This window comes from Pseudomonas sp. LBUM1644 (genome assembly GCF_059716195.1).
In genome coordinates this window covers 2875540-2893583 of the sequence record NZ_CP166812.1, presented here as the reverse complement: position 1 = coordinate 2893583, position 18044 = coordinate 2875540, and the positions used below count along the sequence as shown (strand labels likewise).

Annotated in this window: 16 protein-coding genes; 10 read left to right on the top strand and 6 right to left on the bottom strand. The window is 61.1% G+C overall.

Annotated elements, in window-relative coordinates; all coding sequences use genetic code 11:
- The first annotated feature begins 431 nt into the window (after positions 1–431).
- The 10 genes from ACA052_RS13080 (at position 432) to ACA052_RS13035 (ending at position 13603) form a co-directional block, all read left to right on the top strand.
- A complete protein-coding gene (locus tag ACA052_RS13080) occupies positions 432–788 on the top strand; it encodes a hypothetical protein (protein ID WP_497650047.1) in 357 nt (118 codons plus the stop codon).
- A 218-nt stretch (positions 789–1006) separates the two neighbouring features.
- The gene (locus ACA052_RS13075; RefSeq protein ID WP_008150800.1) at positions 1007–1966 is read left to right on the top strand and encodes an AAA family ATPase; all 960 of its coding nucleotides are present in this window, start codon (positions 1007–1009) and stop codon (positions 1964–1966) included.
- A 5-nt stretch (positions 1967–1971) separates the two neighbouring features.
- The gene (locus ACA052_RS13070) at positions 1972–2916 is read left to right on the top strand and encodes a DUF58 domain-containing protein (protein WP_497650046.1); all 945 of its coding nucleotides are present in this window, start codon (positions 1972–1974) and stop codon (positions 2914–2916) included.
- Positions 2913–3407 (top strand): DUF4381 domain-containing protein, encoded by a 495-nt coding sequence (locus ACA052_RS13065; protein ID WP_497650045.1) that lies wholly within the window; start codon positions 2913–2915, stop codon positions 3405–3407. Before ACA052_RS13070 ends, ACA052_RS13065 begins: the two co-directional genes overlap by 4 nt.
- On the top strand, positions 3400–4479 hold the full coding sequence (locus ACA052_RS13060; RefSeq protein ID WP_497650044.1) for a vWA domain-containing protein: 1080 nt from the start codon (positions 3400–3402) through the stop codon (positions 4477–4479). The genes ACA052_RS13065 and ACA052_RS13060 overlap by 8 nt, the downstream gene beginning before the upstream one ends.
- Positions 4476–6215: a tetratricopeptide repeat protein gene (locus ACA052_RS13055; protein WP_497650043.1), complete on the top strand. Its 1740-nt coding sequence runs from the start codon at positions 4476–4478 to the stop codon at positions 6213–6215. Before ACA052_RS13060 ends, ACA052_RS13055 begins: the two co-directional genes overlap by 4 nt.
- Positions 6212–7852 (top strand): BatD family protein, encoded by a 1641-nt coding sequence (locus tag ACA052_RS13050; protein ID WP_497650042.1) that lies wholly within the window; start codon positions 6212–6214, stop codon positions 7850–7852. The genes ACA052_RS13055 and ACA052_RS13050 overlap by 4 nt, the downstream gene beginning before the upstream one ends.
- Before the next feature lie 275 nt (positions 7853–8127).
- Positions 8128–9372, top strand: coding sequence for an exonuclease SbcCD subunit D C-terminal domain-containing protein (locus ACA052_RS13045; RefSeq protein ID WP_497650041.1), 1245 nt, complete (start codon positions 8128–8130; stop codon positions 9370–9372).
- A complete protein-coding gene (locus tag ACA052_RS13040) occupies positions 9369–13010 on the top strand; it encodes an AAA family ATPase (protein WP_497650040.1) in 3642 nt (1213 codons plus the stop codon). Before ACA052_RS13045 ends, ACA052_RS13040 begins: the two co-directional genes overlap by 4 nt.
- A complete protein-coding gene (locus ACA052_RS13035) occupies positions 13007–13603 on the top strand; it encodes a glutathione S-transferase (RefSeq protein WP_497650039.1) in 597 nt (198 codons plus the stop codon). Before ACA052_RS13040 ends, ACA052_RS13035 begins: the two co-directional genes overlap by 4 nt.
- Positions 13604–13731: 128 nt before the next feature.
- Here ACA052_RS13035 and ACA052_RS13030 read toward each other — a convergent pair whose 3' ends face one another.
- The 6 genes from ACA052_RS13030 to ACA052_RS13005 form a co-directional block, all read right to left on the bottom strand.
- Positions 13732–13989 (bottom strand): hypothetical protein, encoded by a 258-nt coding sequence (locus tag ACA052_RS13030; protein WP_497650038.1) that lies wholly within the window; start codon positions 13987–13989, stop codon positions 13732–13734.
- A 198-nt stretch (positions 13990–14187) separates the two neighbouring features.
- Entirely contained in the window at positions 14188–14313 is a 126-nt protein-coding gene (locus ACA052_RS13025; protein WP_497650037.1) for a hypothetical protein, read from the bottom strand.
- A 210-nt stretch (positions 14314–14523) separates the two neighbouring features.
- Positions 14524–14703: a hypothetical protein gene (locus ACA052_RS13020; protein ID WP_497650036.1), complete on the bottom strand. Its 180-nt coding sequence runs from the start codon at positions 14701–14703 to the stop codon at positions 14524–14526.
- A 155-nt stretch (positions 14704–14858) separates the two neighbouring features.
- Positions 14859–16028, bottom strand: a complete 1170-nt coding sequence (locus tag ACA052_RS13015) for a lactonase family protein (RefSeq protein WP_497650317.1) — start codon at positions 16026–16028, stop codon at positions 14859–14861.
- On the bottom strand, positions 16021–16317 hold the full coding sequence (locus tag ACA052_RS13010; protein ID WP_497650035.1) for a DUF5629 family protein: 297 nt from the start codon (positions 16315–16317) through the stop codon (positions 16021–16023). Before ACA052_RS13010 ends, ACA052_RS13015 begins: the two co-directional genes overlap by 8 nt.
- A gap of 143 nt (positions 16318–16460) precedes the next feature.
- Positions 16461–18041 (bottom strand): aldehyde dehydrogenase (NADP(+)), encoded by a 1581-nt coding sequence (locus ACA052_RS13005; RefSeq protein WP_497650034.1) that lies wholly within the window; start codon positions 18039–18041, stop codon positions 16461–16463.
- Positions 18042–18044 lie beyond the last annotated feature (3 nt).

Sequence of the window (18044 nt, the reverse complement as noted above, 5' to 3'; positions counted from 1 at the left end):
CCCTGTTCCTGATTCTCGGGCAGAGGAAACAGGGGGACAGGTGGGTGAAGCTGGACGCGACCCTCAGGTCACATTCACCTTCCATGAATGGGCATCTGCAAAAACGACTCTGCGATCAATTGCACAATGTCTTTACAGGTATCCATTCGATGCGCAGCTTAACCAGTGCGGCAAGGCCTGTGCTTGCGGTGCTGCGACATATTCGGTCATCGGTACGCAGCTCTCGCCACGTGCATCGAACAACACTAGCAGCCGTACAGGAATTTGGGCGTTTTATGCCCGGTTTTACGGCACATCCGTACCAGAAATGACCAGTAACACTCCATGCGTTCACGACACATTCTCTGACAGTCAGCCGAGCAGAAATTCCCGAGGGCTGGCAGAATCGCCTTTTGTTGTGTTCACAACGCTCGCCGAGCCAGGATTTCCCCATGCAAATGACCACCGCCCTCTTGATCGTCAACCCATGCGATGACGAAGAAGACAACATGGCCATGCTCGCCTGCCACAGCGATCAAGGCGAGATGTTCCTGATGACCCGCTACCCTGACGAAGACGAGCTGGAAATCACCCTCGACGGCGAACCTTCGACCCTGGATGGCGTGAAAGTCACCCTTAGCCCTACCCGCCTGCTGATCGAAATTGCGGCGGCAGATGCGGATGCGCTGAATGGGGATGATTCGCTGGAGATTACGCACAGCACAGATGCGAGTGATTTGGCGGAGGTGGAAGAAACATTGCGGAACATTCTCAAGGGGACTGGGACTTACGTCAGCGAGCCGGTCTGACAGACCGCTAAAAGATCGCAGCCTTCGGCAGCTCCTACAGGTGTAAGCGCGCCCTATGTAGGAGCTGCCGAAGGCTGCGATCTTTTGATCTTCTGCATCCCCCGAACATTTTCTGAAAAATGCCGTTAGTCGCCGCCCCCCGCGATGGATTAAAGTAACGCCCCCAGCCCTGGCGTTATACGAACGTCTTCGGTCACCCTTTCCAGGAACAGTCATCGATGGAACATCGTGAAGCGCTGCTAGCGCTGCGAACCTTTCTTTCAACGCAGATTCTCGGCCAGGAAAAACTCATCGAGCGCTTGCTCATCGCCCTGCTTGCCGACGGCCACATGCTGGTCGAGGGCGCTCCCGGCCTGGCCAAGACCAAAGCCATCAAAGAACTCGCCGAAGGCATCGAAGCCCAGTTCCATCGCATCCAGTTCACGCCGGACCTGCTGCCGGCCGACATCACCGGCACCGAGATTTATCGCCCGGAAACCGGCAGTTTCGTGTTCCAGCAAGGTCCGATCTTCCACAACCTGGTGCTGGCGGACGAAATCAACCGTGCCCCGGCCAAGGTTCAATCAGCCCTGCTTGAAGCCATGGGTGAGCGTCAGGTCAGCGTCGGGCGCAGCACTTATGAGTTGTCGCCGCTGTTCCTGGTAATGGCCACGCAGAACCCGATCGAGCAGGAAGGCACGTATCCGCTGCCTGAAGCCCAGCTCGATCGGTTCCTTATGCACGTCAAAATCGGGTTCCCGGACGCCGCTGTCGAACGCCGCATCCTGCAGCAGGCCCGTGGCGAAGCCCTGAACGGCGAAACCAAGCCGGAGCGCCGGGTCAGCCAGCAGGCGATTTTCGCCGCGCGCAAGGAAATCCTCGGTCTGTACATGGCTGACGCCGTGGAGGAATACCTGGTGCAACTGGTCATGGCCACGCGCACCCCGGCCAAGTTCGATCCGGAAATGGCCGAGTGGATCGCCTACGGCGCCAGTCCTCGCGGATCGATCGCCCTCGACCGCTGCGCCCGCGCCCACGCCTGGCTCGCCGGCCGCGACTTCGTCAGCCCAGAGGATATTCAAGCCGTGCTGTTCGACGTCCTGCGCCACCGCATCATTCTGTCCTTTGAAGCCGAAGCCGCTGGCATCGATCAGGACCGGGTGGTCCAGCGGATTCTCGATGTCGTAGCCGTCGCTTGACCCCGATGAACGCCATCCTGCCGCCCGAACCGGGCATCCGTGTCAGCCTCGCCGAGCTGATCGAGATGCGCCATCGCGTGCGTGAAGTGCAGCTGTTTTCCACGCCAAGCCAGCGCAGCCCGCTGATCGGCCTGCACCACTCCAAGCTGCGCGGCCGTGGCGTGGACTTCGATCAAGTGCGCGTCTACCAGGCCGGCGACGACGTGCGAAGCATCGACTGGCGCGTCACCGCCCGCACCCAGGAGCCCCACACCAAGCTGTTCCACGAAGAGCGCGAGCGGCCGATTTTCATCATGGTCGAACAAAGCCGTCGGCTGTTTTTCGGCTCAGGTCTGATGTTCAAATCGGTGCTCGCCGCCCAGGCTGCCAGCCTGATCGGCTGGGCCGCGCTCGGCCATAACGATCGAGTCGGCGGGTTGGTGTTCGGCGACAACGAGCATTACGAAATCAAGCCGCGGCGCAGCAAGCAAAGCCTGCTGCAGTTTCTCAACCGTCTGGTGCGGGTCAATCAGTCGCTGCACACCGAAAGCGAAACGGACCGCGACGCCTTCGGCATTGCCCTGCGTCGCGCCCGGGAAGTACTGCGCCCCGGCAGCCTGGTGATCGTCATCTGCGACGAGCGCGCCTTGACCGAGGGCGCCGAGCAACAACTGAGCCTATTGTCGCGTCATTGCGACTTGCTGCTGCTGCCGGTGTCGGATCCGCTGGACCACGCCCTTCCTGCCGCCGGCCTGCTGCGCTTTACCGAACGCGGTGCGCAGCTGGAACTCGACACGCTGAATTTCGACCTGCGCCAGTCTTACCGCGCCCAGGCCGAGGCACGCATCGCTCGCTGGGAACTGCTCGCACAAAAGCTGCGCGTGCTGTTGATGCCGTTGAGCACCCAGAGTGAGATGGTCGAGCAACTGCGCGAATACCTGAACCCACAGAAACCGGGGAAAGGTCGATGAGCAGCCTTGATCAACTGCAACCGCTGATCACCCCGCCGCCGATCGACTTCTGGCCACCGGCGCCGGGTTGGTGGCTACTGCTGTTGCTCGTGCCGCTGATTGGCTTCGGCTTGTGGCAGGCACGGCGCTTTCTGCCAGACAAACGCCCTGTGGTGCGTGCCGAACAACCGCTGGACCCGGTGCGTGTCGCCGCCCTGGCCGAACTCGCCCGGATGCCCAAACCTTATGACGGCGCGCCGGCCGGCGCCTGGTTGCAACAACTTAACGGCTTGCTCAAGCGCTTGTGCCGCAATCATTACCCTTACAGCCAGAGCCATACACTCAACGGCCGCAAATGGCTGGCGTTCCTCGACAACCGTTGTCCGGCCGCCGGCCTGACCCGCTGGATGGTGCTGGTGGAAGGCGCTTACAAGCCCGAATGCAAACTCGACGACAAGGCCATCGCCGGCCTGACCCAAGCCGTCGACACCTGGATTCGCAAACATGTTTGAGTTCGCCTGGCCGTGGATCTTTGCACTGTTGCCACTGCCGTGGCTGATGCGCGTGGTGCTGCCGGTTGCCGACAGCGGCGAGCCGGCGCTCAAAGTCAGCTTCCTCAGCGACCTCGAAGGCCTGGCCCGACGCCGCGCCCGCGCCAACTTGCCGACCTGGCGCCAGCAAGCACCGTTCATTTTGCTGTGGCTGTTATTGCTGATTGGCGCGGCCCGTCCGCAATGGCTGGGCGAACCGCTGCCGATTGCGGCCAGTGGCCGTGATCTGCTGGTGGCGGTGGACGTGTCCGGCTCGATGGATTTCCCCGACATGCAGTGGCAGGACGAAGACGTCAGCCGCCTGACGCTGGTCCAGCATTTGCTCGGTGACTTCCTCGAAAGCCGCGAAGGCGATCGGGTCGGCCTGATCCTGTTCGGCAGCCAGGCCTATCTGCAAGCGCCACTGACCTTCGACCGCCACACCGTGCGCGTCTGGCTCGACGAAGCGCGGATCGGTATCGCCGGAAAAAACACCGCCATCGGCGATGCCATTGGCCTGGCGCTCAAACGCCTGCGCATGCGTCCGGCGCAGAGCCGAGTACTGATTCTGGTGACTGACGGTGCCAACAACGGCGGCGAAATCGACCCGCTGACGGCGGCGCGGCTGGCAGCCAAAGAAGGCGTGAAAATCTACCCCATCGGGATTGGCGCCGATCCCGAGCAAAGTGGCACCTTGGGTTTTCTCGGTATCAATCCGAGCCTCGACCTCGACGAGCCCTCATTGAAGGCCATCGCCGACGCCACCGGCGGTCGGTATTTCCGTGCCCACGATGGCAAGGAGTTGCAGTCGATCAAGGACACGCTCGACACACTGGAACCGGTCACCCAGCAACCGACCCAGGCCCGCCCGGCCCAAGCGTTGTATCACTGGCCCCTGGCGATGGCGCTGCTGTTGAGCATGCTGATGGTGGCCCGTGAGCGTTGGCCGGATAACCCGTTTCAGCGTCTGTTTACCAAGGAGTTGTTTCTGCAAACGCAATTGCCCGACTGGCGCCAGAGGCTCAAACGCCTGCGTCTGCGGAGGCGCCGATGAGTGCGCTGTGGCCGTACTGGTTTCGCCCCTGGTGGCTGCTGCTGTTGCCGTTGCTCGGCTGGTTGCTGTGGCAACTCTGGCATCGGCAGAAACGCGCCGGGCGCTGGCAGATGATTCTGCCACCTGCCTTCCACGCTGCGCTGCTGAGTGGCGGCAATGGTCGCGACAGCAAATTGCCGTGGGTTGCCCTTGGTCTGGCCTGGGTGCTGACCGTCCTCGCGCTGCTGGGCCCAAGTTGGCAACGTGTCGAGCAAACCAGCCAGAAACCGGCTGACCCGCTGGTGGTGATTCTTGAACTGACCCCGGAAATGCTCGCCACTGACGTGGTGCCGAACCGACTGGAACTGGCCCGGCGCAAACTGTTCGACCTGCTGCAAATCCGCAGCGACGCGCAGACCGCCATCGTTGTCTATGCCGGCAGTGCCCACACGCTGGTGCCGCTGTCGGATGACCTGTCCACCAGCCGCAATCTGCTGGATGCGCTCAAGCCGTCGCTGATGCCCGAGGCTGGCCATCGCGCCGATCTGGCGGTGACCAAGGCGCTAACGTTGTTGAATCAAGGCGCCCTCGGCGATGGCCGGATCCTGTTGATCGGTTCCACCTTGACCGAGCAGGAACGCCAAGGCATACGCCGGGCGCTGGACGGCAAATCGACGCAATTTCTCATGCTGGGGATCGGCACCGCCGAAGGCGCACCGATCACTCAGGAAGACGGCAGTTTCCTCAAGGACGAGCAAGGCGCGATCCTGGTGCCACATCTGGACGAACCCAGTCTGAAAGCCTTTGCCAACGGACTCGACGGACGCTATCGCCACGCACGGCTGGACGACGCCGACTTGCGCGCCCTCGGCCTGCTCGATGGTCCAAGCACTTTGCGCACCGATGGCCAGACCCTGCGCCTCGACACCTGGGCCGATCAAGGTTACTGGCTGCTGTTGCCGCTCTTGCTGCTGGCGGCTTGCGCGGGCCGTCGCGGCTGGCTGTTCTGTTTGCCACTGCTGTTGCTGATGCCACAACCGAGCTACGCGTTCGACTTCGCGGACCTGTGGCTGCGCCCCGACCAACGGGGGCTGCACTTGCTCAAGGAAGAACACCCGGCCGAGGCCGCGCAACACTTCGAAAACCGGCAATGGCAAGGTGTGGCGCTCTACGAGGCCGGCGACTACAGTGGCGCCGCCCAGCGGTTCGCCGAAGGCAATGATGCCCACGCCCACTACAATCGTGGCAATGCCCTGGCCAAAAGCGGTGAACTGGAAGCCGCGCTGGATGCGTACGAACAGGCGCTGGAGCTGCAACCGGATTTGCGTCCGGCGCAGACTAACAAAGCGCTGGTGGAAAACCTGATCAAGCAGAAAGCCACCGCGCCCCCCGTTGACCCGGACAAAACCGACAGCGGCGAGCATGAGGCCAACGCGCAGGAACCCCCTCCCGGCGCGGCGACGCAACCCTCGAACAGCGACGCATCGAAAATCGATGCCCAGCAGCCCTCGGCAGATGCCGAACAGTCGTCGACGACACCTCCCAGGCCCGGCACCAACGAAGTACCGGGCAGCGACTTGGGAGACGAACAAAGCACCACGCCGCCCCTGCGCCCAGCCAGCGCCGCCATCGATGGCGAGCAGCGCCAGGCACTGGAACAATGGTTGCGCAAGATTCCGGATGATCCGGGTGAATTGCTCAGGCGCAAATTCTGGTACGAACAGCAACAACATCAGGATCAGGGAAAAACTCGATGACCCGCTTCACCGCTTTCTCGCTCGCACTGCTGCTCTGGACTGTTCAGGCCCAGGCTGCGGGGCTGGTCGCCAGTGTCGATCGCAGTCGCCTGAATTCCGGCGAGACTGTCGAGCTGACCCTGGAATCGAATGACGTGACACTGTTCGGCAAACCGGACCTGACGCCGCTCGAACCGTTGTTCGAAGTCCGAGGCACCCGCCAGGTCAACCAGTTGAATACCCTCAACGGCGACAATCAGGCCACCACCCGCTGGATCATCACCCTGCTGCCTCGGCAAAACGGCAGCGTGGTCATTCCGTCACTGCAACTGGGTGATGTGCAGAGCCAGCCGATCACGGTGCAAGTGGTCGAGAGCGAAACCCAGGACACCACGAACAAGCTGGCGCCGGTGTTCATCGATGCGAGCCTCGATCAAACCAGCGTGTATGTGCAGGCCCAGGCGATCCTGACCTTGCGCATCTACCATTCGGTTTCGCTGTACGACGACAGCAGCCTGCCCCCGCTGCAGATCCCCGACGCGCGTATCGAACAATTGGGTGAATCACGGACCTACGAGAAAGCCATCAATGGCTTGCGCCACGGCGTGATCGAAATGCGTTATGCGATCTATCCGCAGCACAGCGGCGAACTGATCATTCCGGCGCAGATCTTCAATGCCGCGCTGGTGGATGCGCAGCCCGCCCCGGATGCCGCCGCGCAAACGCCGAAATCCGGCAAACTGATGCGCGTCAGCTCCTCCGAAATACTGCTGATGGTCAAGGCCAAGCCCGCCAGCTATCCGGCTGATGTGCCATGGTTGCCGGCACGCAGCCTCAGCCTGAGCGAAAGCTGGAACCCGGAACCGGACCGCGCGCAAGTGGGCGATTCATTGACCCGCAGCCTGACAGTGAAGGCGGAAGGCCTGGCCAGTTCACAACTGCCGCCGTTGCCGGCCACCGACGTCAACGGCTTGCGGCGCTATCCGGATCAAGCGGTGCTGGGCAATCAGAACGGCGAGCGCGGCTTGATCGGCAGTCGCGAAGAACGCGAAGCCCTGGTGCCTGTGCGCAGTGGCGCTGTCGAGTTGCCGGCGGTGGACGTGGTGTGGTGGAACACGTTCGAAGACCATCTGGAACACAGCAGCCTACCGGCGCAAACCCTGACCGTCGCGAACAACCCGAGCCTGGTGGTCGACACCCCCGCCGGTATGTCGCAAGCCAGTTCCGCCGTCGACAGCGAAACTCTTTGGCGGTGGAAGCTCAGCACCTTGACTCTGGCCTGCACCACGCTGCTGGGCTTTGGCCTTTGGTGGCGCGGGCGCTGGCAACCGGCGATCCTGCGCGCCGCGCAAACCGGCCCGAGCCCGCGTACCGTGCTCGACGAACTCAAGCGTGCCTGCCAGGCCAACGACTCCCACGCCACCCGCCAGGCCCTCGACGCCTGGGCCCGGCAACAACCGGAAACACTGGCCGACATGGCGGCGCGTTTTGTGCCGCTGTCTGATGCCCTCGATGGTTTGAATGGCGCGCTGTACAGCGAAACCGGCCAGCACTGGCAAGGTGAAGACCTGTGGCGGGCAATCAAGGCAATCCCGATTGCCGAGCGGGTTCAGGACCCGGTTGGCGACAGTGGCCTCCCGCCGCTGTACCCCAAATAACCAGCCACCGCAGCCTATGTAGCAGCTGGCGAAGCCTGCGTCCGGCTGCGCAGCAGACGTAAAATCGGTATACGCGATGTATCAGATAAACCGCGTAAGCGGAATTTACGACTGCTGCGCAGCCGGACGCAGGCTTCGCCAGCTGCTACACGGTCGCGTCGTTCATCACAGTTTGTGTGCGTGACCACATCCAACGTGTTTGCCAGTAAACTCTCCCCCCTTTAGCCGCCTTCATTTTCCACGCGGCCATCACCTGATTTCCTACGGAGCTCGCCTTGCGTCTGTTTCACACCTCCGACTGGCACCTTGGGCAGAACCTGCATGGCCAGGACCGCGATTTCGAGCACGGCTGTTTCCTTGAGTGGCTGTTGCGTCAGCTGAAGCTGGATCAGCCTGATGTGCTGCTGATCGCCGGCGATATCTTTGACACGGTCAACCCGCCGGTCAAAGCCCAGGAACGCCTCTACGACTTCATCGTCAGCGCCCACGAGCAGCAACCGTTGCTGACCATTGTGATGATCGCCGGCAACCACGATTCCGGCTCGCGCATTGAATTGCCCGCGCCGCTGATGCGCCGTTTACGCACGCATGCCCTCGGTCGAGTGCTGTGGCTGGATGACGGTCAACTGGACGCTGAGCGTCTCTTGCTGCCACTGCCGGACGCCAAGGGCAAAATCGTGGCCTGGTGCCTCGCGTTGCCATTCTTGCGCCCGGCCGAAGTGACCGGCGCACAGCTGGGCGACAATTACCTGCGTGGCATCGGTCAGGTTCACGAATGGCTGATCGAGGCCGCCAACGCCAAACGCAAGAAAGGCCAGGCGCTGATTGCCATCAGCCACGCGCACATGGCCGGCGGCTCGGTGTCCGAAGATTCCGAGCGCAGCCTGATCATCGGCAACGCCGAAGCCCTGCCCGCCAGCCTGTTCGGGCCGAGCATCAGCTACGTCGCCCTCGGCCATTTGCACAAGCCGCAGAAGGTCAACGGTGAGGAGCGAATTCGCTACAGCGGCTCGCCGATTCCGCTGTCGTTCTCCGAAATCGGCTATCAGCATCAGATTCTCGACGTCACGCTCAAGGGCGAAACCCTGGTCAGCGTCGAGTCGAAATTGATTCCCCGCGCGGTCAACCTGCAGCGCATCGGCCCGGCCCCCCTGGCAGAGATCCTGCTGCAACTGGCCGACTTGCCGAACATCGACTTGCTGGCCGACCTTCAGCGCCAACCCTGGCTGGAAGTCCGGGTGCGTCTCGACGAGCCGCAACCGGATTTGCGTTACCAGATAGAAACCGCCCTGCAAGGCAAAGCCGTGCGCCTGGTACGCATCGCGGCTGAATACGCCGGCAACGGCAGCCACGAAGGTGCCGATGACGGCGCCACGTTGATCGAACTCGACCAGCTCACGCCTCAGGAATTGTTCAGCCGCGCCTGGCAGGACAACTACGGCAGCGAGGTCGATGAGCAAACCCTCAAGGACTTTGCCGAGTTGTTGCAGGACGTGCAGATGGAGAGCGAACAACCATGAAAATCCTCGCGATCCGCCTGAAAAACCTGGCCTCGCTGGCAGGCCCTTTTGAAATCGATTTCACCGCTGAGCCACTGGCCAGCGCCGGCTTGTTCGCGATCACCGGCCCCACCGGCGCCGGCAAAAGCACCTTGCTCGATGCGTTGTGCCTGGCGTTGTTCGGCGCCGTGCCGCGACTGAGCAATGCCCAAGTGTCGGCCAAGGCGCCGGACGCCGACGGCGAGATCAGCACGGGCGACCCCCGCACGCTGCTGCGTCGTGGTACGGGTGAAGGTTACGCTGAAGTCGATTTCGTCGGCATCGATGGCCGGCGCTACCGCGCGCGCTGGGAAGCCAATCGCGCCCGAGAGAAGGCTGGTGGCAAGCTGCAAGCCAGCCGCCAGAGTTTGCGCGACATCGATCTGGATCAACTGCTGGCCAGTCAGAAAGTTGAATTCAAAACCTTGCTTGAGTCCGTACTGGGCCTGAACTTCGAGCAGTTCACCCGCGCGGTATTGCTCGCCCAAAGCGAATTCAGTGCTTTCCTGAAAGCTAACGACAACGAACGCAGCGAACTGCTGGAAAAACTCACCGATACCGCGCTTTACACCCGTCTCGGTCGCCGCGCTTTCGACAAGACCAAAGAGGCGCGTGAAACCCACAAGCTGTTGCAGGATCAGGCGACCGGCGTGACGCCGCTGTCGCCCGAAGCCCGCGCCGAACTCGACCTGCGCTTCAACGAAGCGCAGCAACAACTGAAGACGCAGCAGGCGCAACTCAAGCAGCTTGAATTGCAGAACACTTGGCTCAAGGACTTGCGCCAGCTGCAAGACGAGCATCTGAGCGCTACCGAGCAACTGACCAGCGCCCGGCAGCATTGGGAAAGCCTGACCGGTGAACGCCTGAAGCTGACTCGGCTGGAGCAACTGGCCCCGCAACGGCACCAGTTTGCCCGCAAGGCTGAACTCAACGCTCAGCTCACGCCGCTAGCGACGCAGATCCGGCAGCACACGCAACAGCAAACTGAACTGAGCGAGCGTCAGGCGCAGCTTGAACACAGCCTGGGCGCTGCACAAACTGCCCTGGTCGAAGCCCAGCGCCAACACACCACCAGCGCGCCCCTGCTGCGCCAGGCCTTTGAAGCGCAAAGCACCCTCGCCCGCCTGATCAAAGACGCGAGCCTCAGCGCCGACCTCAAGCACCAGGCGGAACAGGCCTGCGCCCAGGGACAGAGCACAATTCATGGCCTGCTCGAGCAGCAGAAACTGGTTGCCGAACGACTGCTGAGAATCGCCGGGGAGCTGGAGCAAAGCACCCCGCTGGCCCCGTTGAGCGATGCGTGGAACGCCTACCGCGATCGCTTGCAACAGTTGATGTTGATCGGCAATCGTTTGAACAAGGGCCAGGCCGAAATGGCCGCCCTTGAGCAAAGCGCCTTACGTGCAGCCGAAGCGCTGACAACGCAAAAGCAGCATCTGGAGGTGCTGTACAAAGAAGCTGGCGCCGAACCGGAAGCCGTGGCCGAACAGATCCAGTTACTCGGCACGCTGTTGCAGGACAATCGCAAGCAACTGCGGGCCTTCGAGGAGCTGACACGACTGTGGGCGAGCCAAAGGGAACTGGACAAGCGCAGCGCAGAGTTGCAACAACGCCAGCTCGCGGCGCAGCAGGACCGTGATCGGCTGACCCAGGACGGCGTCAAGACCAAGAGCGAATTGGTGGTCGCCGAACAAACCCTGAGCGTCACACGTGACCTGTTGGAGCGTCAGCGTCTGGCCCGTAGCGCCAGCGTCGAAGAATTGCGCGAGCAGTTGCAGGACGATCAGCCGTGCCCGGTGTGTGGCAGCCCTGACCATCCTTATCATCAGCCCGAAGCGCTGCTGCAAAGTCTCGGCCGGCATGATGAAAACGAGCAGGCCAGCGCGCAGAAAGCCGTCGACCTGTTGAAAGAAAAACTGATTGATTTGCGCGCTGAAGTGGGCGGCTTGATCGCTCAGCAAAAAGAACTGCTGCAGCAGCAGGAACAACTCGCCACCCAACAGCAAGGTCTGACGCCCAGCCTTGAAGCGCATCCATTGTCGGCGCAGTTGCTGGCACACGACGGCGCCCGGCGCGATGCCTGGCTGACCCAGCAAAACAGCCAGTTGAACCAAAGCATCACCCAGGACGAACAGCGTCAAACCGCCCTGCTCACCCTGCAACAGGATGCCGCGCGCCTCCAGCTGCAACTGCGTCACGCCGAAACGGCGAGTCTGCAAGCCGCCCAGCACTTGACCAACCAGCAACGTGAGCTCGGTAGTGATCGCCAGCGCCTGGACGAAGAGTTGTCGGCGTTCAGCACCGTTCTCCCGGCCGAGACTCTAGACGCCTTGCGTAACGAGCCTGCCGCGACGTTCATGCAGCTCGACCGGCAGATCGCCCAGCGCCTGGAACAACTCGACCAACAGCGTGATGAGCTGAGCGAACAGCAACAGCGCCAGCAGGCATTGGAGAAAGAACAGGACCGTCAGCACACGCGTGGCCAGCAACTGGAGGCGGCACTGCAGCAGTTCAATGCCCTCGCCGAGCAGCAACAGGCTTGTCAGCAGACACTGACGCAGTTGCTGGGCCCGCACGCCAGCGCGGAACAATGGCAGCAGCAACTGGATCAGGCCGTCGAACAGGCGCGCCATGCCGAAGCAGCCGCCAATCAGGAACTGCAAACCGTGCGCACGGGGCTCGTGCAACTGGCTGCCGAACTCAAGGCGCAGCAAGAACGTTCACTGGCGCTTGAGACCGAAGATCGCGAGCTGGGCAGCAAGATCGCCGACTGGCGCGCCTTGCATCCGGAGCTGGATGATGGCGGCCTGGAAGACTTGCTGAGTGTCGATGACCAGCAAGTCCGCGAGTTGCGGCAACAGTTGCAGCAAAGCGAAAAAGCCATAGAACAGTTCACGGTGCTGTTGCAAGAGCGCGACCAGCGCCTGCTCAATCACCAAGCGCAGCGCAACGGAAACGTTGATGCCGAGCAACTCGCAGCGGCGTTGACGGACCTGCAAAACTTGTTCACCGCCAGCGAGCACCGCTGCGCCGAATTGCGGGCCGAACAGGCTGAGGATCAGCGTCGGCAAAACGCCAATCAGGCGCTGGCGCAACAGATCGCCGATGCCTACACCGAGTACCAGCGCTGGGCGCGTTTGAGTGCGTTGATCGGTTCAGCCACCGGCGACACCTTCCGCAAGATCGCCCAGGCCTACAACCTCGACCTGCTGGTGCATCACGCCAACGTCCAGTTACGGCAGCTGGTGCGGCGCTACCGGCTGAAACGCGGCGGCAGCATGCTCGGCCTGCTGGTGATGGACACCGAGATGGGCGATGAGCTGCGTTCGGTGCATTCGTTGTCCGGTGGCGAAACGTTTTTGGTCTCCCTGGCCTTGGCATTGGGCCTGGCATCGATGGCATCGAGCACGCTGAAAATCGAATCGCTGTTCATCGACGAAGGCTTCGGCAGCCTCGATCCGGAATCCCTGCAACTGGCCATGGATGCCCTCGACGGCTTGCAGGCGCAAGGACGCAAGGTCGCGGTGATTTCCCACGTACAGGAGATGCACGAGCGGATTCCGGTGCAAATTCAGGTCCACCGTCAGGGTAACGGCCTGAGTACCCTGGAGGTGAAATGAACACGCTGTACTCCTTCCGCCGCTGCCCGTACGCCATGCGGGCGCGCATGGCCCTGCGTCATTCAGGGGTTGCCGTGAGCATCGTCGAGGTCAGCCTCAAGGCCAAACCGGCCGAGATGCTTGCGTTGTCTGGCAAAGGGACGGTGCCGGTGCTGAGTGTCGATGGCCAGGTCATTGATGAAAGTCTGGAGATCATGCGTTGGGCGTTGGCGCAGAACGATCCGCAGGATTGGTTGCTCAAGGGTGATCCTGCCGGACAAGCGCACATCGCCGCCCTGATCGAGGAAAACGATCAGGTGTTCAAGGTGCATTTGAATCGCTACAAGTATGCCGAGCGATTTCCCGAGCAGCCGATGACGATTTATCGCGCTGAGGGCGAGGTGTTTTTGCGCAGGCTCGATGAGTTGCTGGAAGGTCGGGACTATTTTCTGGCGGCGCATCCGAGCCTGGCGGATGTGGCGCTGATGCCGTTCGTACGGCAGTTCGCCCATGTCGATCGCGAGTGGTTCGCGCAGACGCCGTACGTGCGGTTGCAGGCCTGGCTACAGCGCTTCCTTGAATCGGACCTGTTCACCTCAATCATGAACAAATAACGCCCTTGTAGGAGCTGCCGCAGGCTGCGATCTTTTGATCTTCAGCGTCTTTTAAATCGCTACAGATCAAAAGATCGCAGCCTGCGGCAGCTCCTACAGGGGCCAGCAATTCAATGGTTCTGCGACTTTCAGGCGAAGACTTCGCACATCTGCAACGCCGAGCAATCCACCTGGAAGGGGCCGAAGAAATCGGCATGGCGTTTCATGGGTGGATTGCCAGCCAGCAAGCCCATGGCCTTGTCGGTTTCAATATTACGGGCGAGGTTGTGATTGGCTTCAATGGAGCGTGCCACTGACCCGGCCGAACCCTGTCCGATGCCCAACAGGGAAGCGCCATTGGTCATGAATGCCAGGAAGGCGATGACCCAGAGTTTGCCCCCTTTCATGCCCCGACCACTCCCGCGACACCGGCGTGATCGACCATTACGCTATTGGCGTGCTTGGCAAAAGTGAGGATTAAGCGGGTCATGGTGTTCTCCGTGGGCGTGTTTCAGGACCCACAGAATCGATCAAAAAAGCAGCGATAACCACTCAGGGTTATCCATACTGAACATCAGCTTCGTTGATCATTGATCCGGTCTATCTCAGTCTTCGATAAAACTCATCAAGCGCTCACGCGCCGCATCCGGGTCGCCTGGAATGGGCTGGACAGCCGAAATAATAGGAGTTGAGTAGAGAAACAGAAGCATCACTGCCAGACGCATCGCCATGTTTTCGATCCTTAGCATGGGGAAGGAGTCAAAAAAATAAGCGTCAAATCTAATCGTATGGCCTTGTGATATCAAGGCATACATTGATGGCAATGTGATGCTGTCGTAAACGCGTTATGCAGGAGCGACATCACTCATGTTCTTCGACACTGTTAAGTGCGATCGACGCAAGTGACTTCGCTCCTGCATAAAAGGTGCAGGGCTGGAATTTCAGGCTTGGGTCTTGTGGTCCAGAGCCGCGTAGAAGTTGGCGCTCTGTTGCAGGTATTTCTGAGTGTAGCTTTGGGTGTGGTTTTTTTTGCTGTTGATTTCAACGTTGGCACTGGCTGGCAGGGCAACGGTGGCGGAGATTGCGGAAGCTGCGATTACGGAGAAGAGATTGAAGTTCATGGCGGTATTCCTCGGATTCAGTTGGCTTGCTTGCCCGGTGGGGCCGTGAAGCAAACTTAACGCTCGAGGCGCCGTGCCTGAAATCCTTTGTAGCATTAGCAGATATCAGCGTCATTAATAGAAGGATGCAGGCCCCATCAACCGGGGCCTGCGGCTTATTGACGCAGCAGAAACTTGAGATCGCTGGGGGCGTCCATCGGCAGTTTTTGCACGGTTTTACCCAAAAGACCGGTATCGGCATCGCGCTCGACAACGACAATCTGGTTGCTCTTCTGGTTCGCGATCAACAGGAACTTGCCACTCGGATCGAGGCTGAACTCACGTGGGTGGTCACCCTCGACGGAACGCCGCTGGAGCTCCTTGAGGTGCCCGGTCGCCGGGTCGATGGCGAAAACCAGCAGCTGATTGGCCGTGCCACGGTTGCTGACGTAGAGGAACTTGCCGTCCGACGAGGCGTGCAAGGCCGCGCCCGCCTTGTCCGAAACCGGCTGGCCTGCCGCCAGGTCGACCAGTTGCGTTTGCTCAAGCTTGCCGTCCTGGTAATCGAACACAGCCACCTGAGCGCTCATTTCCATGGTCAGCCAGGCGTGCTTGCCATCGGTGCTGAACAGCAAATGTCGCGGTCCGCTGCCCGGCGGTAACTGGACGAATGCCGGATCGGCAGCAATCAACGGCAATTGCGGATTGGCCTTGGGGTTGAAGCGGTAGATAAAGACCTTGTCCGCACCCAGGTCATTGGAAAACACGTAGTTGCCATCAGGTGACGAGATCGTCGAATGCACGTGTGCCGACATCTGCCGCTCGGGATTGACCCGGCTGGACGGATGACTGCTCATCTGCACCACGGTTTTAAGCTTGCCATCGGCGCCCACCGGCAACACCGCCAGGGTGCCGCCCGGATCTTCCGCCACCGAGTAATTGCTGACGAACAAGTGGCTGGCATCGCCGCTCAGGCTTGAATGCGTCGGTTCGTTGCCCAGGCTCTGCACCTGACTGATCAGGCTCAGCTCATGGGTCTTGGGGTTGATCGCATAGCTGCTGACGCGCCCGACCGGATCAGCCTGGCCTGGGCCATTCTCGTTGACCACAAACAACTGGCGCTGATCCTTGGACAGGGTCAGCCAAGACGGGTTTTCGCTTTTGACCACTTGCAGCGGCCTGGCGCTGATCTGCCCGGTGGTGCTGTCGAAGTTCAGGCGATAAATGCCCTGGCTCTGGCCGGCGGTGTAAGACCCGACCAGCAATTGATAGGCGTCGGCGAAGGCTGCCTGGGCACCCATTGCGCCAATACTGCCGGCCATCAACAGTGGCCAGAGATTACGCATCCTCATGCTCGTCTTCCTCGTCATCATGACCACCAATAGCTTCCACGCATACCAGTCGGTGCTCACCGGAATCCCCGGTAATCAGCCAGCTTTGCAGCGTGGCATCGAACGTCGCGGCCTGGATTTGCGCCGGGGTGAATTCCCAGTGCTTGGCCGCACGACCGTCCATGCATTCGATGTGCAGGTTATCGAATTCATCGAGGGAAAATTCAAAGGCGTGCAACCCGTCGATTTCGACCATGTCGCAGTGTTCGAGGGTGCTGAGCAAGGTGTCGGTTACGGCAGTCATGGCAGTCGATCTTTAAAGGGGAAAGACGCAATGATAGCTCATCACAACACCCTCCCCTGTAGGAGCTGCCTAAGGCTGCGATCTTTTGATCTTGAAAATCAAAAGATCGCAGCCTTCGGCAGCTCCTACAGGATGTCGAACAGTTAGATTGCGTCCCGGGATGGCTGGCCGTCCACCAAGCGCTGGATGCGCAGCGGATTACCATTCTTCAGCGCATCCGGCAGCAGGTTATCCGGATAGTTCTGGAAGCACACCGGCCGCAGGAATCGGTCGATGGCCAGGGTGCCCACCGACGTGCCCCGTGCATCCGACGTCGCCGGATACGGCCCGCCATGGACCATCGAATCACAGACCTCGACACCGGTTGGATAACCGTTGAGCAGGATGCGTCCGACCTTCTGTTCCAGCAACGCCGTCAGCTCACCGAACTGCTCGAAGTCCGCTGGCTCGCCGATGAGGGTCGCGGTCAGTTGACCGTGCAGGCCGTTCAACGCGGCACTCAGTTGCGCCTGGTCCGCCACTTCGACAAACACCGTGGTCGGGCCGAAGATTTCTTCCTGCAAGACTTCATCGCCATTGATGAGCAAGCTGACATCCGCCTTGAACAGCTGCGGCTGAGCCTGGTTGCCGTTCTGTGGAGTACCCGCCAGATGCGTAACGCCGGGATGAGCGAGCAGTTTCTGCAAGCCTTTGCCGTAGCTGCTCAACGTGCCCGCGTTCAGCATGGTTTGCGCCGGTTGATCGTTGATCAGCCGTGCCACTTGCTGCACGAACGCGCTGAACTGCGGTGAACGAATACCGATCACCAGCCCGGGATTGGTGCAGAACTGGCCACAGCCCTGAACCACCGAAGCGGTGAGGTCGCGAGCGACCGTTTCTGCCCGGGCCTCAAGCGCCTGCGGTAAAACGATCACCGGGTTGATGCTCGACATCTCGGCAAACACCGGAATCGGTTGCGCACGCGCCGCCGCCATATCGCACAATGCACGGCCACCCTTGAGCGATCCGGTGAAGCCGACCGCCTGAATCGCCGGATGCTTGACCAGCGCTTCGCCGACCCCGCCACCGTAGATCATGTTGAATACGCCGGCCGGCATTGCGGTTTTTTCCGCCGCACGAATGATTGCATCGGCGACCTGTTCGGCCGTTGCCATATGACCGCCATGAGCCTTGAACACCACCGGGCAACCTGCGGCAAGGGCCGATGCGGTGTCGCCGCCCGCCGTGGAAAACGCCAATGGAAAATTGCTGGCGCCAAACACCGCAACTGGGCCGAGTCCAATGCGGTATTGGCGCAAATCCGGACGCGGCAACGGTTGACGTTCAGGCAGCGCCAGATCGATCCGCGCACCGTAGAAATCACCGCGCCGCAGTACTTTGGCGAACAGACGCATCTGGCCGCTGGTGCGACCGCGCTCGCCTTGAATACGCCCGGCAGGCAACGCCGTTTCGCGGCAGACCACCGCCACAAACTCATCACCCAACGCGTCCAGCTCATCGGCAATGGCATCGAGAAATTGGGCCCGGCGTTCGGCGCTCAGGCTGCGATAAGCCGGGTAAGCCGCAGCGGCAGCCTTGGCGGCGGCATCGACTTCTTCCGGGGTGGCCTGGAAAAAATCGTGAGGCAACGCTTCGCCCGTGCTGGCGTCCACGCTCTGGAGTTTGATGGTGCCGGCCGCGCTACGTTGGCCGCCGATGTAGTTGTGACCGAGTATCTGGGTCATGCA